The sequence below is a fragment of the Arenibacter sp. F26102 genome (genome assembly GCF_023015865.1).
Lineage (GTDB): Bacteria > Bacteroidota > Bacteroidia > Flavobacteriales > Flavobacteriaceae > Arenibacter.
Genome location: NZ_JALKBC010000025.1, coordinates 18628 through 38818 on the forward strand (window position 1 = coordinate 18628; position 20191 = coordinate 38818).

Consider the following 20191-nt stretch of genomic DNA (forward strand, 5'->3'; position numbering starts at 1 on the left):
ATTAGATGCCATGGCACAGGGATTCAATAAATCTTCAAAACCTATTAGGCTTGGTTTTGTGGGAATTGGGGGTAGGGGTTCCTGGCACTTGTCTGTAGCATTGGGCATTGAAGGCGTGGAGGTTCCTGCAATATGTGATATTGATCCTGTAGCTTTATATAGGGCAAAAAGGTGGGTAGAAGAATCTGGTCAGGCTACACCTAAGTTGTATGGTGATGGACCAACTGCTTTTAAGCGACTGTGTGAAGATGAAGAATTGGACGCTGTTATTGTTTGTACCTCTTGGGAGTGGCATGCACCTGTTTGTCTGGCATCCATGAACAATAATAAGCATGCCGTTTCTGAAGTCCCACTAATGCAAACCCTGGACGAGGCATGGGAGTTGGTCGAAACTTTTGAAAAGACCGGCAAATGGGCAAGTATTGTACTGGGTGGTTTTGGAGATATGACTCTTTTAAACATGGTTCGCAAAAAGCTTTTGGGTGATATTATTCATGTAGAAAGCGGATATATCCATGATTTAAGAAGAGTGAAATTTACACCGGAAGAGGAGCCATGGCGGTTACAACATGCGGTGGATAGGAATGGGAACCTGTATCCCGACCACCCTATGAGAAATATGATACCAGCATTGGATATTAACCATTGAGACAGATTTGATTACCTCGTTTCAATGAGCTCTAAATCCGTAATGCTTAACAAATATGCAGCCTTGGAATACGGGGATAAATCTACGTATGCCAATATGAAAATGGCTCTTGGGGATTATAATGCTACGCTTATAAGAACGGTTAACGGTAAAATGATCACGCTAAATCATGATACACATACTCCCCATCCTCGGGGAAATTTCCGAATTCAAGGAACCAGTGGGGTCTATTCAAGAGATAAGAACAATAATAGAATTTACATTGAAGGAAGAAGTCCGGAATCACATCAATGGGAACCCGCGGATAAATATTTAGAAGAGTTTGAGCCAGCGTTGGTTAAAAATTATCATGCTCCTAAAAGAGTTGGGGAAATACAAGGCCATGGGGAGCAGATGAGTGAAACTCCACAGAAATGGACCCGATTAATTACGGCCCTTCGTGAAAATTTACAACCAGATTGGGACACATATGATTCTGTTACCAGCAGTGCAATCTCCCCTGTTTCGGAAGCCTCTGTAGCGGACGGGAGTAAACCTAAAGATTTTCCAGATTTTACCAAAGGCAAATGGAAGGAAAGAACACCAATGTATAGTGAGATAAAATAGCTTGGTCCAAATATTATTGAATGCCTTAAGGGTGATTTAAAAGAAAGTGATAGGCATTGGCAAAGTGTGGAAACCACATTTATATGTTTTGAAAAATGTCTTAACCTACGAAAGAAAAATCGGCAAGGCCACTTTCCAAAATTTTGGCATTTGTAGTACTGGTTGTAAATCCATCGCGGGAAAGATTGATGGAATTTCAAAATTTTAAATGACAGCAGATTTTACAAAACGATATTATAGCAAATTAAACTAACAAGCCCGTATGAAATCACTTCTTCTATCCATTTTTTTGCTAACTATCGGATTCAATTGCTTAGCTCAAAGCAACAATAACAAATCAATAGCGGCATTAAAAAATGAGACGGCAGTACACATACAATCAGGTTACGATGCCTATAAAAATGTGGCTTTGAGTATTTGGGATTATGCGGAATTAGGATATAAAGAAAATAAAAGTTCTAGTTTGTTGCAGCATACATTAATGGATAATGGCTTTGTTGTTGAGGCAGGCGTAGCTGGAATGCCTACGGCCTTTGTAGCTTCCTATGGTAGTGGTTTTCCTGTAATTGGTATTTTGGCGGAGTATGATGCATTACCAGGTTTATCGCAAGATGATTCTTCTACAAAATCCCTTATTCCCAATAAAAACAATGGGCATGGTTGCGGGCATCATCTATTTGGTACTGGTTCTGTAGCCGCAGGTATTGCCATTAAAAAATTATTAGAAGCAGGAAAGATAAATGGAACCATTAAAGTATTTGGTTGCCCAGCCGAGGAGGGTGGAAGCGGAAAAGTATATATGGTTAGAGATTGGTTGTTTAATAAGGTAGATATAGTGCTGCATTGGCATCCATGGGATAAAAATTTAGTACTTAATTCCAGTGTATTGGCTAATAAATCTGCCAAGTTTAGGTTTTACGGTATTGCTTCACATGCTGCTGTCTCGCCAGAAAAAGGGCGTTCTGCATTAGACGCAGTGGAGGCTATGAACAATATGGTGAATATGATGAGGGAGCATGTTCCGCAAGATACCCGTATTCATTATGTGATTAACAATGGTGGCAAAGCCCCCAATGTAGTGCCGGAATTTGCCGAAGCCTATTATTATGTAAGGCACCCGGATAAAACCACAACAGTATCAATTTTTGATAGGATTTTAAAGGCTGCCGAAGGTGCAGCCCTTGGTACGGAAACAAAAATGGAATTCGAAATTATTGGCGGCACACATGATATGCTTATCAATAAAACACTTGCAACAATTATGCAAACCAATTTAGAGAAGGTTGGTGGTGTAACGTATACGGCAGAAGAAATTAGTTTTGCTAAAAACAACCAAGCGAGTTTTTTTGGTAAACTTCCTTCAATTGATAATGCAGGTGCAATAACACCACTACATATTGAAAAGGCCCAATACTCTACAGATGTAGGCGACGTAAGTTATGTTGTGCCGACCGTTGGGGTAGAAACTGCAACATGGGTACCTGGTACGAGCGCACATAGCTGGCAGGCTGTTGCCAGTGGAGGTACGGACATCGGAATAAAGGGAATGATCGTGGCTTCCAAAACAATGGCGTTTACAGCAATTGATTTATTTACAAACCCGACATTAATAAATAAAGCAAAGGATGAATTTATACAAAAAAAGGGAGACTACGAATACAGGGCCTTGCTCGGAGATAGAAAACCAGCGCTAAATTATAGAGATTAATTGACAGGGTCTTATTGGTACTTGCCATGAAATGCAGAACGCCCGGACGACTTGCTAAAGGAGAGTCCGTCGTCCCCAAACTATACAAATCACCAAAACTATATTGAAATAAGCTCTTTTGAAAGACCTTTTTCTTTCATATTCAAATGGGGAAAGCTGTTTCTTGAAACACCGATAACGCATCAAAAGTACTTGTGGAATTCAATAAAAATAAGTTGCGCTACCCTGTATATTACTTGTTTCTGTGGCAATTTTAAGTGCTTTTTAAATTAGAATCGGCAGTAGGGAGATGCCTTATCTTGCTCCCCCGCTTAATATTAATGTTCTATATCTAACTCTAGCTTATGAACCGGGTACAGGAACTGCCGGGCTTTACCCTATATCGTTCACATACCTATTGTGAGGGCTTCTTACATGTGCTATTTTGCGTTAGTGTTCTGTATGGAAATACGTTTTCCGGAATTGTTTTTCGTTTACCTTCTCTAGGCGGCTTGTTCGTCTAGGTAGGGCAACCTTGGCGGATTTTGCTCGATGCCTATTCGATTTCTTCCTGGTCTTGGTGGGGTTTTATAAAAAATACCTATCCTTAAGGCAATTTTCCTAGCTGCGGACATATACATAATTTTCCGTCCCTTGGGTTAAAGCATTTGTGATCATCCTTGTAGTCGCAGTTTAGGGGGTGTCCACGTGGGTTAGGATATTCTGAACGCATTTTCTTGCCCTTACTGATCATTGTTCCTCTAATTGCAATTTGGTCAATTTGGGATTACAGGAAACGGGTTCAGAAGTCGATAACAGGATATTGCGCCTTGGCAACAGGGTTAAGGGAATATGTATGTAGAAATAGGATCATAATCCTTTAGAATTGAAGAATATCCTCCTAGAGAGCCAGGGAGTAACTAATCAAATTGAAAAAACCTACAAAAAGTATAGGGTTCTTCAATTTGATAGGAAGGCTATACCTTTTCAATTTTTTGGAAGCTTATGGTTCTTAATTTATCTTCGACCAATTCAGTGGCCTTCAATGTGGCCACAGGAAATACTTCGCGTAAATCAATATTACTAGTATGGGTCAGTTCGCTCTTAAGGCTTTTCATAAATATATTCTTAATTTCGGTAGCTAAATTTATTTTTGTAATCCCATTTTTGATAGCTGCCTGCAATTGTTCATTCGGGATTCCGGAACTACCGTGCAAAACCAAGGCTGCTGAAGTTACGCTATTGATTTCCTTTATAAGGTCTAGCTGTAGATTTGGGATTTCCTTGTAGAAACCATGCGCTGAACCAACAGCGATTGCCAGAGCGTTGATCCCTGTAGCTTCAACAAACTTCATTGCCTCCTCCGGTCGGGTATAAACCATTTTTTGATCTTGCCCTAATTTCGAAATATAACCAAGCTCTGCCTCCACGTTGATTTGATAACTTTCAGCGTATTTAACAATTTCGCGGGTTATTTCGGCATTTTCTTCGAAGGGCTTTTCACTAGCATCTATCATTACAGAATCGAATCCTGCATCTATACACCTTTTGACCAAATTAACATCCTGTCCGTGATCTAAATGCAACCAGGCCGTTATTCCATATTGTTCTATGGCACTTTTTGCCAGAGCCGTTGCAACTTTGAGCCCCATATATTTTAAGGAACTTTCAGAAAGTTGTAAAATTATTTCGGAACGGGTATTTTGGGCAGCAGTCAACACTGCAGATAAAGTCTCAAAATTGTAAAAATTTGTTGCTAATAATGCTTTTCCGTTCTTCTTGTTATCGAGTAGTCTATCTTGTAGTTTCACGAACTAAAATTAAATGAGAATTTCTTTTTTGCTATTTCTTTTATAGCTTCTACGTTTGTAAAGGCGCTAGTGCCTCCTGAAGCCGTTGTATTTATGGCACCAGTGATATTGCCTATATCCATACAGTATTCCAAATCCTGACCTTTTATAAATTGACTTATAAAACCGGCATCAAAACTATCGCCCGCTCCTATGCAATCCACAATATTGTCATTTAGATGAGCAGGCTTGGTAATCAATTGATTGGTGTCCCATAAATGTGCACCTTTTTCACCATCCTTGACCACTATGATATTTGCATAAGGTTTCAATTTGTCCAAGGCCGAAAATAGATCAGTACACCCTGTCAGATTACATATTTCAACCGTATTAGGCAGGAATACATCAATATAAGGCAGGAGCTCTGGTAGGTTTAGGTCCCACATTTCGGCAGGATCCCATTGCGGGTCCATGGAAGTTGTAAGCCCTAATTTCTTCGCTTTTTTAAATAGCGATACAATATCCTTTTTTAATCCTGTCTGTAAGAAAATGGAACTTAAGTGTAGATGTTTGGCATGTATTAGGATGTCTGATCCAATATCCTTATCGAAAAGGTGTTCCATGGCACCCGGAAAGGTAACATTGGCTCTATCCGATCCATAGTTCATGACCATTGTTAAACCGGTTTTATATTCGTTGGAACTTATAACCCCATCGGTATTGACCATTTTTTCTTTAAGGGAATCTTTTACGAAATCAGAGAAACTGTCCTTTCCGACCTTGCCGACAAAGGCAACTTTGGCGCCCAAAGCACTTAAGTTACTTGCAAAAATGGCAGAACTACTTCCTAAAGTCATATTGAGATCTTGGGCTATAATTTCTTTACCCACCTCTGGAAACCCCTGAATGTTGTCCAAAATAATATCTACATTAAGTTCCCCCACCACTAAAACATCAAATTTCTTCATAACTTAAATTTAAGATTTATGTGAATTATTATCCCTCAAAAAATCATTCAAATCTACTAAGTTGTATTTATATGCATCCACTTGATCAAGTATTGTGGTAATCATTAAAGGAGCATTACATCGCTTTTTAGGGTTGAGGACAGCAAATATGGTCCTGATATATCCGGCTTTCTCGGTTATTTCCTCATTTTTCTTTAAAATATACTTTATCCGGCATAGATCCATTGCCTCAGACTCTGATCTTACATTTTTATTCATTCAATTTTTGTCTTTCTATTTTTTATAAATATGTTATGGAGTAAACAATTACAATTCTGAAATTAATTGATAAAATATTGTGAAATTTAAGGTATATGCAAACTTAAAAAAATAAAATAAAGTTACAAAACCTTTCTTTTAATAATTATTTTATTTCAAAAACTTTCCTATATTTATCGGATTAAAAATAACAACCTTTAGTTTTGTAGATAGGATGATATTAATTTGTTCAGCAAAATTCAGGGATGTTTACAAATTGAAATAATAAAAGGCATGTCAAAGCTTGTCTTTTCCGTCAGGCAACAATAGGTATTAAATATAGCCATTGTATGCCCTTGTAGTAAAGGGTTTACGGCAAAAAACACACATAAAAAGAATGCCTGATGAAATGGATTTTTTATCCTTGAAGAGGTCTTGTGTTTAGAATTTAGGAATTCCGTTTTGAGGATTTATAAAAAAGGGGAGATAGAGACTTTGGGAGTAGTTATCTCTTAGATGTGAAATAGTATGGACAATGGATCCTACAAGAAGAACGGAAATCACCAACTTTGGTCATAATCAAAACTAAATTAAGCTCAAGTAACGATAAAAAAAAACTGAATTAATATTATAAATTGAAATTGATGAAATCTAAATTATGGCTTGTATTTGCAATTATAACTACTGTTTTTTGGGGAATTTGGGGCGCTTTTACAGGCCTTCCTGCAGAGAATGGTTTTCCTGAAACACTTATTTATTGTGTTTGGGCAATAACAATGATTCCTCCGGCACTTATAGTGTTAAAATTGATCGGTTGGAAATTGCAAACCAGTAAAAAGGCAATTTTATATGGAAGTATTATTGGCTTACTAGGTGCAGGAGGTCAGATGATTCTCTTCCATGCCGTAACAATGGGCCCCACCTATTTAATTTTTCCCATTATATCGCTTTCGCCTATGGTAACCATTTTGCTCTCCTATTTTTTCCTAAAAGAGCGTACGGGTATATTGGGTACAATTGGAATTGCTTTAGCTATTGTGGCATTGCCCTTGTTCGATTATTCTAACGGCGATAGTGAAGGAGATTACGGAATTTTATGGTTTTTATTTTCGATACTTGTGTTGATGGCATGGGGTTTACAAGCCTATTTTATGAAGCTTGCCAATGAGTCCATGAATGCCGAAAGTATTTTCTTTTATATGATGGTTATGGGTTTAATGCTGATTCCCATAGCTTTATTGATGACTGATTTTAACTTAGATATCAATTACGGTTTAGATGGGCCTTGGCTAGCAGCTGGAATTCAAATTTTAAATGCGGTCGGAGCTCTTTGCCTAGTGTATGCATTCAGATATGGCAAGGCAATGGTTGTCTCACCTATGACTAATGCGGGCGGGCCTTTGATTACCGCCTTAATAGCTATGGCTCTTTTAGGCTTTATTCCTAACGTATATAAGATTATAGCAATTGTTATCGCAATTGTGGCTGCTGTATTATTGGCCTTTGATCCGGGAGATGAGGAAAAACCGAATAGTGATACTGTTTAAAACTATCCTTATAGAATATATAGAATATAGAGTATTACAAAAATTCTTTGCATGGGCTGCTTTATTGGATTCTTTTGACATATGTTCACTTCCCACGGTCTACCGTATCATAGCGCACATATAGCAGCCTTTAATTGCAGGGACAGGACATTAGTAATGGGCGGAATTTATATAACCAAAGAGATTCACAATGTCTTTAGAGATGTGCGCAAACTATTCTCCAAAAGCCGAATCATTACGGTATCTGAAAAATAACGAAACTATACCCGCTCCATAAAGGACTGTTTCAGATACAATGCGGGCCATAACAAAAAATTATTGTCTTTTTATGGGAAGGCTTCTTTCGCGCTAAAAAGGCCTTCATGGGGGTGGCGAATGTAGAATTACAAAAGTACTCTCTACGGTTCCGAAATAGAAGTCATACCTTTTTTGACATAAAAAAAAGGGCTACCTCATTAATTGTTATGCGATTACGACCTTAATCCCCATTTCAGTTAGTTGTCTTTTAACTTCGTTATCTATTTTATCATCCGTTACAACTATGTCAATTTTGCTTGGAGGGCATATAAAAGCAAGACTTTTTCGGTTAAATTTGCTCGAATCCGTAACCAATATGACCTCTTTTGCAATTTCTATCATGCATTGGTTTAAAGATGCCTCTTCAATATTGGGAGTAAAGGCACCCAGAGACATATCAAACCCATCTACTCCAATAAAGACCTTGTCTACATAAAAGTTAGCAAGACTTTTTTCTGCCAAAGGCCCGATCAAAGAATGGGAATTCTTGCGTATTATTCCCCCGGGAACAATTATATTTATATTACTGAATTTTAGTAGTTGATTTACAATATTGACGGCGTTAGTGATAATATTGATATTGTAATCAGTATTCAAATTTTTTGCGACCTCCAAGGTAGTGGTCCCAGAGTCAATAATAATGGTATCACCGTCATTAACTAAAGTTGCAGCCATTTTTCCAATTTTAACCTTTTCGGCATAATGGATCTTATCCTTGTCGGTGATTAGGTAATCCGTACCCACAGAACTTTCATATTTCATGGCTCCGCCACGCGAACGAATAAGAAGCTTTTTTGATTCGAACATGTCCAGATCGTTTCTAATCGTTACTTCGCTTACATTGAATTCTGCACTTAGCTCATGTACAAATACTTGTCCGTTTTTACTTAGTAAGTTTAGAATTTTCCTCCGACGCTCTACCGTAGAACGTTTCTTCTTATTATTATCCATGCTTTTAATATTTTGTTAATGGTTTTGAAAACAGTTGTGAATAAGCTCCAAAACTAATTTCATAAAAGTATTGAATTAATGTAATAGTCTTTATTACAAAATATAAATAATTCATTTAGAAACTTTAAATAACTTTATTATCTTTGTAACGAAACATTATGAAAGATAATATAATTTAAAACATATGTGTGTGAAATATTTGGATGTTGAAGAAGCAATTTTAAAAAAAACCGGTGCCATACATACAGCAAGGGAAATATCTGGGCAACCGGAGTTGTGGAGCAACATCTTTAACAAGGTGCTTTCCGAGAATCAAAAAATTACTACTTTCATCGACGAAATCTTTAAAGATGTTAAAAAGATAATTTTAACGGGAGCAGGATCAAGTGCATATTTGGGAAGCTCAATTGAAGGAGTTCTACAGCGCAAAAGTAACATTACTACAGTTACAGTTCCTACTACTCATTTGGTTTCCCATCCAGAGGATTATTTGGAAACTTCAACACCTACCTTGCTAATTTCATTTGCCAGATCAGGAAATAGTCCAGAGAGTGTAGCTGCAGTGAAGTTGGCAGAAAAGTACTGTGATGTTTGTCACCATTTGGTGATTACCTGTAATTCTGAAGGGAGTCTTGCCAAACATAAATTTAATGATAAAAGCTATGTTTTTGTTCTTCCCGAAGAAGCAAATGACAAAAGTCTGGCAATGACGGGCAGTTATTCAGGCATGTTATTAACGGCTATATTAATTAGTGACATCCATAATATAAAATCCCTAAAGGGTACGGTTGAAACGGTTAAAAGCTATGGTTTAACATTGCTTACCAAGTATTTGGGGCAAATTGAGAAAGTGGCAACTTTGCCATTTAAAAGAGTTGTTTTTTTAGGGTCGGGACCACAATATGGCACGGCAATGGAATCCCATCTTAAAGTTCAGGAGTTAACAGATGGTCAGGTGATATGTAAAAATGATTCTTATTTAGGTTTTAGGCATGGTCCTAAAGCTGTTGTTGATGAAAGTACATTGCTTATATATTATTTTTCCAATAGAATGGACGTTCTTAGATATGAAAGAGATCTAGTCAATAGTATGGGTGAAGGAAAAAAACCCATCCTTCAAATTGGACTTTCCGAAAAAGAGATCAGCGATATTTCCATTGATGAGATGATGGTATTATCCAATAAAGATAGCGCTGTCAGTGAGGAATATCTGGCGGTTTCGAATATTATACTAGCCCAGTTACTAGGATTTTTTAAATGCTTAAAATTAGGATTAAGTCCTGATAACCCATCGGTAAGTGGAGCAATTTCGAGAGTAGTTCATGGCGTAATTATTTACTAAGAAAATTTCTCGGGAAGCAATGTTTTGTTTTTGATCGTTCTTTAGAACGAATTGGTTATTGATCAAAAATGCATTGTACTTTCTAAAACTTTTCAGTTTCTTCAAATTTGTCTTCAAGCAAAGTATCAATAAATACCGGAGCTCGGCACAGCACTCCCTTATTACGGTTGCAGAGGACCCCAAACACGACGATGTGCGAAAAAATGGATTATGGGGAGGCATGATGGCCAGGGCCTGGGGCACGGAGTGGTATTTCGGATGCAAGCACCCACATTCGGACCTTAGCTGTCAAGACTTTCGTTAACGTAATCTCTTCTGGGACCAAAACCGTTTCTGCTTGGACTTCTTTAAAACATTAATGTTCCCGTTTGGGAAATGGAATCCAACGACTCCCTTGTTTTAACGCAAGAGGGTTATGTTTTGGCGAAACCTGGGCATATTTATGTGGTATACTTCAAAAATGGAGGTGAATCTACCTTGGACTTAGGTAATAATGAATTGGAATATGGAGTAAAGTGGTATAACCTTAGAAAGGGTGGCCCGTTAAAACAAGGAAAGATAAAAACCATCTCGGGCAATGGTCCACGATCCTTGGGAATTCCTCCAAAAGAAAAAGACCAAGACTTGGTGGTCCTTCGTTAACTTCATCGCCAGCAAGGCGGTATTCAACCCCGATTAAATGGGAGGAAAATGGCTCCTTGTAAAAAAGAAGCTTCCGATTCAACGCAATTGGTCACTTGGCAAATGCTTACGGGGGCAGATGTAGAGATTGTTAAAGGAGGCGCAATTTTACGTCAAGACGGAAAGCAATTAAAGTTGGAAAATCTATCTCATCCCGAAATAACGGTATCTGTTGTTTCTGTTCATCCGGCGCCATTGGAAATAGATCGACAAATAGAGAGCTTAAAGCGTATTGAATTGAGACTGCCGGCATACGCCATTAACGACCGTAAAACAATGCTTCGGATACGTCTTTCAGGGGACTAATATTGGCAGCATGGGCTACATTCATCATTAAGCCTGTAACCTGTCAATGCCTCTGGTTGTTAATGTTATCTTGTGGAAAACACCCTTACTGTTGCAAATGATGGCCAATTTAGACAGATGGGAATATTTTTGGAAGGTCTGAGATATGGCTTTATTTTAAGCTATCGATCAAGACCACTCATACCTAAAATAGAACATAAGTGTAAAATTTGTGTTGGACCTGGATGCAGGAAAAACAATGCTGGAAATGCATTTTATTGGGAGGGGATTAATGTAGTGGTGCTTATTATTCCTATATTGAATTGCTAAATTAATACCATATAACCATTTGTTATGAAGTCATTTAAATCTACTTTTTTTCTAACCAGCTTATTTATCTTTTTCGTTCAGAGTGGCCTAATAGGACAAAAAATATCAGGAGAGCTTAAAAAATGGCATAAGGTAACTTTAAATTTTGAGGGACCGGAGACCTCGGAAACAGCCGATGACAATCCCTTTCTGAACTATCGTTTAAATGTGGTCTTTAAGCACGCAAATACGGGTAAGACTTACCAAGTTCCAGGATATTATGCTGCCGACGGTAATGCCGGTAACACCGGTGCAATTGCAGGAAATAGGTGGAAGGTTCATTTTGCACCAGATGAAATTGGGGAGTGGACCTATGAAGTAGAATTTAAAAAAGGAAAATGGGCTGCTGTCAGGACATCGGAAAAGTTATCTGGCGGCGAATATATGGACGGGGCAACAGGTGGTTTCAACATTGTGGAATCCAATAAGTCGGGTCGGGATTTAAGGGGTAAGGGTATACTGCAATACGTAGGGGAGCGTTACCTTAAATTTGCAGAAACGGGGGAGTACTTTCTAAAATGCGGTTCCGATGCTCCGGAGAATTTATTGGCATACGATCAGTTTGATGGTACTTTTCACAACGATGGCCATAAAGATGATCTGGTTAAAACGTGGGAGGCACATCGTCAGGACTGGAAAGAAGGAGACCCTTTTTGGAAGGACGGAAAGGGAAAGGAGCTTGTTGGGGCAATCAATTATTTGGCTTCAAAAGGGATGAATGCATTTTCATTTCTTACCATGAATATTGCAGGTGATGATCAAAACGTATTCCCGTACGTGAATTATGATAACTACGATCGTTTTGATACCTCTAAATTGGATCAATGGGAAGTTGTTTTTGAGCATGCCGATAAACTAGGTATGTTTTTGCATTTTAAAACCTTGGAACACGAAAACCAGGGGCTACTGGACAATGGGGGGACAGGCCTATATACCAAATTGTACTTTCGAGAACTAATTGCCCGCTTCGGGCATCATTTGGCCCTTAACTGGAATTTGGCGGAGGAAACAGGTGATTGGACCCCTACGCCCCCTACTTTTCCTGTTGATGTAGCTGAACGGCTGAGATTAGCGGAATACCTCTCTTCCATTGATCCTTATAAACATCATATCGTAATACATAACGGCGATTGGTTTGATGGCCTGTATGGACCCAATTCCAAATTTACAGGAGCTTCCCTACAGACCAATAAGGAAGATTTTAGCAATGTACACAAATCGGTTTTGCGAATACTCAATGAATCCAAGAATGCCGGGAAAATTTGGGCCGTAGCCTGCGACGAACCGGGGGATGCCCAACACTCACTTATTACCGATACTGAAGACCCTCAACATAATGATGCCCGAAAAAACGGATTATGGGGAGCCATGATGGCCGGGGCCTGGGGGACGGAGTGGTATTTTGGGTACAAACACCCACACTCGGACCTTAGCTGTCAGGACTTTCGTTCACGTGATCTCTTCTGGGATCAAGGCCGTTTCTGTTTGGACTTCTTTAAGGGCAATAAAGTTCCCGTTTGGGAAATGGAATCCAACGATTCGCTTATTTCTTCCGAAGGGGATTATGTTTTGGCGAAACCTGGTTTCAATTATGTAGTATACCTTAAAAATGGAGGAGAATCCACCTTGGACTTAGGTAATAATGAATTGGAATATGAAGTAAAGTGGTACAACCCTAGAAAGGGTGGCCCGCTAAAACAGGGAAAAATAAAGACCATCTCGGGAAATGGTCCACGATCCTTGGGAATGCCTCCAAAAGAAAAAGACCAAGATTGGGTTGTCCTGGTGGTTAAGAAAAGCTAGCCTAGGCCAATATGGTTGTTCCCTTGATTTTTACTCAAATAAATTTGGCAAAAATGAAGGCACAAAAAAACCAAAGCTTTCACTTTGGTCTTTCTTCATTTGTACTCGAGGCGACAATGGCCTTGCGGCGAGTCCCGTTCGAACATGTTGAAAGTGAAAAAGCCGGCATTTTATGCCGCTTTTTAGTTTTGCCCGCTTTCGCTCAAATAAATTTAGCTCGGCGCACAGAACAAAAAAGCCCCGACCGAAGGGTCAGGGCTTTTTCACTCATTTGTACTCGAGGCGGGACTTGAATATATAGTTTTTAACGTTGTTTTTAAAGCTCGTAAAATGTACTTTAAAGGCTTGTTTTATTACTTGTATGACTGTTTCATGGATTAGATGGAAAAGGAATGAAAAGGAATGAATTGTAATAAACACTAAAAATTGTGGGGAAAATGTGGGGAAAGACTTATATTTGATTATTCAAATGATTTGGGTATGGCAACCATTAATTTTTTAGTCAAGGGGTCTGATAATCCGGCAACTATTTACTTACGTTTTAGACATGGCCGCGGACATGACTACACCAAGGGAACGGGTTATTTAATAAATCCTAGAGATTGGAACGCACAAAAGAAGCAGCCATACCAACGCGACACCCATTTAAAGAATCTTACTACTAATTTGGTCAATTTGTCGAACGAACTTATTAAGCTTTTCAATAATACCCCAAAGGATGAGATTACAGGGGATTGGATAGAATCCCAAATAAGCATTATAAAAGGGGACATTAAGCCCGAGCAAAAAAGAAGCGATATATTAACCGATTGCATTCAGTATCTCATCGATACGGCCAACATACGAGAGGGAAATCAAAAAAACCTGGGATTGTCCAAAAGCCGAATTAATTCGTATAGTAATTTATTGAAAATAATTAAAACTTACCAAGGCATCAAAAAGCCTTACCGGATAAAGGATATTGATATAAGTTTTGGAAAAGAGTTTCTAAACTGGATGATCAACGATAAAGCATATTCAGACGGGTATAGTAGAAAAAAGCTCGATGATTTGAAAACAGTTTGTAGGGACGCGGAAACCGACGGGATAGATACCAACCCACAATTTGGAAAGATCAAGGGAGGTAAGCCGGTAAACGATCAGATACTTTATTTAAGCCTTGATGAACTCGAAAAAATAGAAAACGCCAATATTATAGGCGACGCACTCCAAAACGCCCGTAAATGGCTATTATTTGGTTGTGGGATTGGCCAGCGCGGGGGCGACCTCTTAAATATTACCGACAACAATTTTATTACTAGGGATGGCCTGGAAGTCATCGAACTTAAACAACAAAAGACAGGAAAACAGGTAACCATTCCCATATTGGAGGAAACAAGGAAAATATTAAAAGATGGATTACCTCGTCCTATGGCAATTCAAAATTTCAACACGTACATAAAAGAAGTATGTCGTATTGCAGAAATTGACGATCTAATAGAAGGGGCAAAAATAACCATGCTAGATAAAGAGGGAAAGGAAATTCCGAAAGATGAAAATGGTAGGTACTTGGAAAAGGGAGTGAAGCGCAAAATTAAAGGGAGATTCCCAAAGTATGATTTAATGAGTAGTCATATTTGTAGGCGTTCCTTTGCTTCAAATCTATATGGGATATTGCCTACACCATTGATTATGCAAATTACGGCCCACAGTTCAGAGCGTTTACTACTACAATATATCGGAAAAAATTCTTTGGACTATGCCCGACAAATAAGGGATTTTTACGAGCTGCAAAAGCTTAGAAACGAAAAAGAAACTAAATTGAAGGTTGTTAAAAACGAAAAAAACGTATCAAATAATTGAATTATGGACGAATTAACGAATCAAGAGAGGGAAGAAATATTATTGGCTAAATTGCAAATGTACAACGCGCGAAAAGATGATGAAATCCGGGGGATTTTATTGGAGCGTGAATTTTTAAAAATGGGGTTTAGGTTATAAGAATAATTAAATACAATCACTTTTACGAGTTAGTATTTTAAAATAATTGTGTGATAATGTACAAATGTTATATATTTGATATATAATTTTTCTTAGAGTATTCTTTTTTAAAGTCCTGACTAAATTTAGGTAGGCAAATCTACAGTTTTGAAAAGACCACAGGAAAACCCCGTGGCACAGTTTTCCAATTTAATTTATTTACAGATGTCTTTGCAAATAAACGACAAGGAAACACTCGTGTCCGCTTTTGACGTGGCCGAAATTCTAAAAGTTAGCCGGGGCCAGGTGGACCGGTTACAATTAAAAGGGTTATTAATACCCGTACCAACCATTTATCCCAAATACTACTACAAGCGGGATGAAGTATTAAATCTAAAGAAGGCTTTAACCCATAAATCCAATAAGTCATGAAAAGATTGGAGATAGAAGGGGTTGATCTGGAAACATTAGAAGCTCTATTGAATAAAATCGTTGGGAAGCATTTAGAGGAACTTAAAAAGGAGTACAAGCCAAAGGAGCCAACGGAGTTTTTAACCCGGCACGAGGTAGCCGAATTGCTTAAAATTGACATTTCGAGCATTGCGAATTGGCGAAAAAGCGGAAAACTACAATCTTATGGGATCGGTGGGCGTGTTTACTTTAAACGTAAAGAGGTCGAAGCCGCAATTATCAAAATAAATTAGCCTTATCGATGATTGACCATATCAAAATTTTAATCTTTGATCGTTCAGAAATCGATAGGATTTATAACAGTTCCAAGTTAACTTTTCACAACTACAATGAGAAGTTAAGCCACTTTGATTTTGAAACCATTCTAACGAAAAAGACTAAAAGCTATAACGGCATTTTGTTTTGTCGATTTGAAAATAAATTGGATATACTGTTTAGGCCGCATTATCTTTTTAATAACAATATTCATAATGCCAATGATTTTAGTGTTGGCAACTGCATAGAGATTATAAACGACTTTATTAACGATTTTGAAATAGTCGATTTTTCTCATTTTAAAATTGTGAATATTGAATTTGGTTTAAACTTCCATTTTCCAGGATACGGGAAAGACTTAGTAACCTATGCAGAATATCATAAAAAGGATCAGTTTAGAACGGACAGTGAATTACCGTACAGCAAAAAAAGTTATTCTATTGATCATCGGGGTAGGGCCAATACGTACAAAATAATAAAAATGTATTGTAAGGGGCTGCAATTTCCAAAATATACGGATGTTGACACTCTAAGAATTGAAGTAAAAAGCAAAAAATCTGCCTACATTAAGCAGTTGGGCATTATAGATATTGGAGATTTAACGAACCCCATAGTTTATAAAAATCTTGAAAGCGAACTACTACAAGTCGTCGGGGAACTATTAATACTTGATCGGAGAATTGATTTTGATAAGTTAAATAAGCGCGGGGAAAACAAACTAAAAGAGTATCTAAATACGCATACTTGGTTTGAAGCCCTACAAAAAGGGAGGAACGAATTTTCCCGTAAAAGAAAAAGGTATTTTGAAAGTCTTGTAAAAGCTGGGAGAAATGTGCATCAAGAATTGTATTTAATTATAGTTAAAAAATTAGAATCGATACAATACAAAGAAGTCCAAAAGGGTGCAAATTTTCCGCTTAAATGTCAAAATGAAAAGGGTGCAGATTTCCCGGCTAAATTGGAAGCCCAAAAGGGTGCAGATTTCCCTATTAATATAATGGAAATATGCACCCATCTACCTAATGAAGTTATTGAACTATCCAAAGAACAAAAAGACGTGTTGAAAAGATACGGCTATGGAGTGTTAAACTATGACCGGGAGGAACGCGAAAAAATGACCGAGAATGAAAGGGCTTTGATTAATAGCCTTAATAAAAAATTAGCATGGGTCAGCCGTGGGGAAATGGCATTGACAGATGGTAACCCTTACAGGTTCACTAAAAAACACCGCAAGGGTTTTGCAACGGCTAAATTAAAACGCTCTAACAACCATGCAATGATTTATTTGGTTGATTGTGGAGTGCCAACAGGCAGACAACACGCTGCCATAAACAAAAAGGTAGCCAAGGCAATCAACGTGGATTATGGCAATAGAATAGCCTTTTGGATGCAGTTGGCCTCTATTGTCGAAATAGCTAAAGAGAAATACAATGTTGTTGTTGATCCGTCAACCTTCTTAGATATGATCAATAGAACACGCGGTAAAAAAGGTTTACCCCAATTTCTAACATCTAAATCCAAGAGTTATGAAAAAGTCAAATAAGAAAACTGACCATTCAATGGTTTGTTTAATCATGGAAGCGTTGGATTATATCCAGGATCTATTTGATAACCCGTTAACAATCGTTCAAAAGGAATTGATATTGGCCGGGGGGTTAACGGCTCTTACTCAACTTTTGCTAAAAGAGGTTGACGGCGAAGTTGGGTTGTCCATCCTTTATGACGAAGCGGATCTAAACTCAGAGATTAGGGAACTCATACAAGAGATCCCGGATATGTGGGATATCCTGGAAGGTGAGAACGGGTTTTAAGTTGTCAACACCGGAAACCCCGATTATAGAATTATTATTAACTATTAAATTTAAATGGAATGGAACTATTAAAAGCATTAAAGACCAAAAAGGATTTCAAGCCAATTTATTTATGGAAGGATGAAAGCCATATTAACGCCATGTTGGATCAAAGGGAAAAGACGGCCCAGGAAATGACCGCTGCCATATTGGAAGTAGAAGCATTGATTGATCGATCCTTAACAACTGATGAAAAAGGAATGGTCTTAATTAAGCGTTGGGATGGTGTAGTACACTTGTTAAGATTAAAAACAGGGTTTCCTAATGCGGAAGTATCGGCATTACTTGGATTGCTTGGATTGGATGCGGGCAAATGCAAGGAAGCGTTAATCGGGATTAAAAGCCCGTATTATGCAACTGAATTTGTAATTACTGAAAAAGCAATAGAGGTTAATCCGACCTTAAAAGAAGAATTGGAAAAGAGATTTTCCTATTATACCTCACATAACCGCCAAAATATAGCCTTATCGATTGCTGAAAATTTGGCCAACGTGCTGAATAATGCGGTTAGTCATCAATTAATTATCAATATAGCTGATATGAATGCATTTGAAAGGGCAGGATGGAATCATAGTTGGGCTAAATCTTTAAACAGCTTAATTGTTATTGAATCGGGGAAAGTAGTTCCTAATAATGAGGAAATTTGGAGGATAAAGGAGTAGTTAACACAGGCCGGGAATGATTTTGATTTAGTACCGGCCTAATTCACAAGTTACATGAGGTCAACCATAATGTTAAAATTAGATATGGTCATTACCCTAAATGATATTACAAGAATGAAAAGTGGGCAACGCCCTATCAAGAATATACATAGATTGGCCTTATTGATCGACACCAGGTATGGGGACGAATACGCGTACGAACGAATTAAGGATGTAATGTACAAAGCCCAAAAAACAGGCTATCAACAGCATGAGAAGCTAGAATGGATGGAAGGTTTAATAAATAAGATTTGCGCGGTGTTGGACACAACACGTGATGAACTTGTTAAAGAGGTTGAGCAATGAAGGTGTTGAGATACATTTGGGTCCTGTAAGCATTTTGAGATACCATTGGAATAGGTTGCACACGCCATTTTATTAACTCATTACCCATATTTGAAGCCTGTAACAAATCTTGTAACAGAACAGAACAAAAATTGTTACAAAAAGTAAAATGTAACACTAAAAACAGAAAATGAAATGCCATTATTAAAACCAAAGGAATTTGCCATGGCCGTTGGCGTACCTTACAACACGTTGCGCCAACACATAAGCCGCGGAAAGGTTTTTAAATCAGGGGACTACATTAATACAGATTTCGCGCCAAACAAGGAATATATTTCAGAACAAACCGACGGTAAAGGCTATGACCTGGATAAGCTGCAAAGCGAAAAAAAGGACAATGTTTCTATCAAAGGCCAAAAGGCGGCCGTTAAGCTACCACAGCCGGAAATACAACAGCCAAAGGAAACCAACGGTATCTACTCGCGAAAACGGTTTGCAGATGTGCTAAAGACGGAAAAGGAAATTGAATTGAAAAACCTACAAATCGAAAAAATAAGAGGGGAGTTAATGCCGGTTGAAATGGTGCAAAAAATAATGGTTATTAACATTCAAAGTGTGTTCCGGGAGTTTGAAAGCGGGTGCGAAAATATCGCGTCTGTTTATTGTGAGATTTTAGGGGGGAACCGTGACCACCTGGCCCGCATGGTTAAAGAAATGCGCCAAGTATTAGAGGACAGTATTAAAAACGCCAAAGACAAGTCTAAGGTCGAAATTCAAACCATAATAAAGGACTATGCGGTAACAAGGAGCCGCGGACAACGCAAATAATTATTAATTTTTAAAATAGAAACAATGAATGAAGAACAATTAAAACAGAACCATCCGGAAACGTACAACAGCATTTTTAATGCGGGCGTTTCAGCCGGTACAAAAGCGGAAGCCGAACGCGTAGGCGTTTGGATGGATTACGCGGACACAAATTTAGATGAGGTACGCGCCGGCATAATTTCGGGAAAATCGATTACCGAAGATGTAATTCAATTTTACGCGGATGTGGATTCCAAATTAAAAAGCCTTGGAACCGTAAATTAAATTGTTGATTATAAGTTGATTACTTGTTAGTGTAATTGACTAAATAATTGATCTAATGGATTAACTTTACACAAGTTTGATTAGTGTTGATATAGTGTTGAAAAAAGACTTTTAGAGAATTTACTTTAAAACATCTATATCATGGCAGCAACAATCAAAATCCCGGCAGAATTTCGGGCAATAGACAAGTTTAGCGGCGTTATTAAAAAAATGCTCGCGGGTGTTCGTAATTTTTCAAACAATGGAATTGCGGCAATAAAGCGGTTTGATCATTCAATAAATCGGACTTTTTCTAAACTGGGCAATCTTACCAAATTAACTCTTGGTATTGGCCTGGGGACCTTATTTGCTAGCGGAATAGGGGGG

Annotated in this window: 22 protein-coding genes and 1 pseudogene; 19 read left to right on the forward strand and 4 right to left on the reverse strand. The window is 38.1% G+C overall.

The window, feature by feature from the left end; all coding sequences use genetic code 11:
* Positions 1 to 10: 10 nt before the first annotated feature.
* Both MWU78_RS22610 and MWU78_RS21310 read left to right on the forward strand, forming a co-directional pair.
* Positions 11 to 1255: pseudogene (locus MWU78_RS22610) on the forward strand (Gfo/Idh/MocA family oxidoreductase).
* Positions 1256 to 1517: 262 nt separating this feature from the next.
* Positions 1518 to 2963 (forward strand): amidohydrolase, encoded by a 1446-nt coding sequence (locus MWU78_RS21310; RefSeq protein ID WP_247001659.1) that lies wholly within the window; start codon positions 1518 to 1520, stop codon positions 2961 to 2963.
* A gap of 956 nt (positions 2964 to 3919) precedes the next feature.
* On the opposite strand, the gene MWU78_RS21315 is transcribed toward MWU78_RS21310, so the two are convergent.
* The 3 genes from MWU78_RS21315 to MWU78_RS21325 are packed head-to-tail and all read right to left on the reverse strand — an operon-like array spanning position 3920 to position 5958.
* Complete coding sequence (locus MWU78_RS21315) at positions 3920 to 4753, reverse strand: class II fructose-bisphosphate aldolase (protein ID WP_247001661.1); 834 nt, start codon at positions 4751 to 4753, stop codon at positions 3920 to 3922.
* Entirely contained in the window at positions 4750 to 5700 is a 951-nt protein-coding gene (locus tag MWU78_RS21320; protein ID WP_247001663.1) for a carbohydrate kinase family protein, read from the reverse strand. The genes MWU78_RS21315 and MWU78_RS21320 overlap by 4 nt, the downstream gene beginning before the upstream one ends.
* Before the next feature lie 9 nt (positions 5701 to 5709).
* Positions 5710 to 5958, reverse strand: a complete 249-nt coding sequence (locus MWU78_RS21325; protein ID WP_247001666.1) for a hypothetical protein — start codon at positions 5956 to 5958, stop codon at positions 5710 to 5712.
* A 623-nt stretch (positions 5959 to 6581) separates the two neighbouring features.
* Here MWU78_RS21325 and MWU78_RS21330 point away from each other — a divergent pair.
* A complete protein-coding gene (locus MWU78_RS21330; RefSeq protein ID WP_247001668.1) occupies positions 6582 to 7484 on the forward strand; it encodes an EamA family transporter in 903 nt (300 codons plus the stop codon).
* 462 nt (positions 7485 to 7946) lie between these two features.
* On the opposite strand, the gene agaR is transcribed toward MWU78_RS21330, so the two are convergent.
* The gene (gene agaR / locus MWU78_RS21335; RefSeq protein WP_247001670.1) at positions 7947 to 8732 is read right to left on the reverse strand and encodes a transcriptional repressor AgaR; all 786 of its coding nucleotides are present in this window, start codon (positions 8730 to 8732) and stop codon (positions 7947 to 7949) included.
* 190 nt (positions 8733 to 8922) lie between these two features.
* Here agaR and MWU78_RS21340 point away from each other — a divergent pair, with 190 nt between their 5' ends.
* From MWU78_RS21340 to MWU78_RS21410, 16 genes are all read left to right on the forward strand, one after another.
* A complete protein-coding gene (locus tag MWU78_RS21340; RefSeq protein ID WP_247001672.1) occupies positions 8923 to 10074 on the forward strand; it encodes an SIS domain-containing protein in 1152 nt (383 codons plus the stop codon).
* Positions 10075 to 10132: 58 nt separating this feature from the next.
* The gene (locus MWU78_RS21345) at positions 10133 to 10378 is read left to right on the forward strand and encodes a hypothetical protein (protein ID WP_247001674.1); all 246 of its coding nucleotides are present in this window, start codon (positions 10133 to 10135) and stop codon (positions 10376 to 10378) included.
* Between the two features lie 71 nt (positions 10379 to 10449).
* A complete protein-coding gene (locus tag MWU78_RS21350; protein WP_247001676.1) occupies positions 10450 to 10716 on the forward strand; it encodes a putative collagen-binding domain-containing protein in 267 nt (88 codons plus the stop codon).
* Positions 10717 to 10764: 48 nt separating this feature from the next.
* Positions 10765 to 11061 carry a hypothetical protein gene (locus tag MWU78_RS21355; RefSeq protein ID WP_247001678.1) on the forward strand — a complete coding sequence of 99 codons (297 nt, stop codon included), beginning with the start codon at positions 10765 to 10767 and terminating at the stop codon, positions 11059 to 11061.
* 333 nt (positions 11062 to 11394) lie between these two features.
* Complete coding sequence (locus tag MWU78_RS21360) at positions 11395 to 13212, forward strand: DUF5060 domain-containing protein (protein WP_247001680.1); 1818 nt, start codon at positions 11395 to 11397, stop codon at positions 13210 to 13212.
* 480 nt (positions 13213 to 13692) lie between these two features.
* On the forward strand, positions 13693 to 15054 hold the full coding sequence (locus tag MWU78_RS21365) for a site-specific integrase (RefSeq protein WP_247001683.1): 1362 nt from the start codon (positions 13693 to 13695) through the stop codon (positions 15052 to 15054).
* A 3-nt stretch (positions 15055 to 15057) separates the two neighbouring features.
* Positions 15058 to 15192, forward strand: coding sequence for a hypothetical protein (locus MWU78_RS22475; RefSeq protein ID WP_281503887.1), 135 nt, complete (start codon positions 15058 to 15060; stop codon positions 15190 to 15192).
* A 204-nt stretch (positions 15193 to 15396) separates the two neighbouring features.
* On the forward strand, positions 15397 to 15603 hold the full coding sequence (locus MWU78_RS21370; RefSeq protein WP_247001685.1) for a hypothetical protein: 207 nt from the start codon (positions 15397 to 15399) through the stop codon (positions 15601 to 15603).
* Positions 15600 to 15875, forward strand: a complete 276-nt coding sequence (locus MWU78_RS21375; protein ID WP_247001687.1) for a helix-turn-helix domain-containing protein — start codon at positions 15600 to 15602, stop codon at positions 15873 to 15875. Before MWU78_RS21370 ends, MWU78_RS21375 begins: the two co-directional genes overlap by 4 nt.
* 8 nt (positions 15876 to 15883) lie before the next feature.
* Complete coding sequence (locus tag MWU78_RS21380; protein ID WP_247001689.1) at positions 15884 to 17440, forward strand: hypothetical protein; 1557 nt, start codon at positions 15884 to 15886, stop codon at positions 17438 to 17440.
* A complete protein-coding gene (locus MWU78_RS21385) occupies positions 17424 to 17708 on the forward strand; it encodes a hypothetical protein (RefSeq protein WP_247001691.1) in 285 nt (94 codons plus the stop codon). Before MWU78_RS21380 ends, MWU78_RS21385 begins: the two co-directional genes overlap by 17 nt.
* Positions 17709 to 17767: 59 nt before the next feature.
* Complete coding sequence (locus MWU78_RS21390) at positions 17768 to 18409, forward strand: hypothetical protein (protein ID WP_247001693.1); 642 nt, start codon at positions 17768 to 17770, stop codon at positions 18407 to 18409.
* 54 nt (positions 18410 to 18463) lie between these two features.
* Positions 18464 to 18754 carry a hypothetical protein gene (locus MWU78_RS21395; RefSeq protein ID WP_247001695.1) on the forward strand — a complete coding sequence of 97 codons (291 nt, stop codon included), beginning with the start codon at positions 18464 to 18466 and terminating at the stop codon, positions 18752 to 18754.
* Positions 18755 to 18928: 174 nt separating this feature from the next.
* Positions 18929 to 19561: a hypothetical protein gene (locus MWU78_RS21400; protein ID WP_247001697.1), complete on the forward strand. Its 633-nt coding sequence runs from the start codon at positions 18929 to 18931 to the stop codon at positions 19559 to 19561.
* 24 nt (positions 19562 to 19585) lie between these two features.
* Positions 19586 to 19825, forward strand: a complete 240-nt coding sequence (locus MWU78_RS21405) for a hypothetical protein (protein WP_247001699.1) — start codon at positions 19586 to 19588, stop codon at positions 19823 to 19825.
* Between the two features lie 141 nt (positions 19826 to 19966).
* A partial coding sequence (locus MWU78_RS21410; RefSeq protein ID WP_247001701.1) for a hypothetical protein occupies positions 19967 to 20191 on the forward strand: 225 nt, incomplete at its 3' end.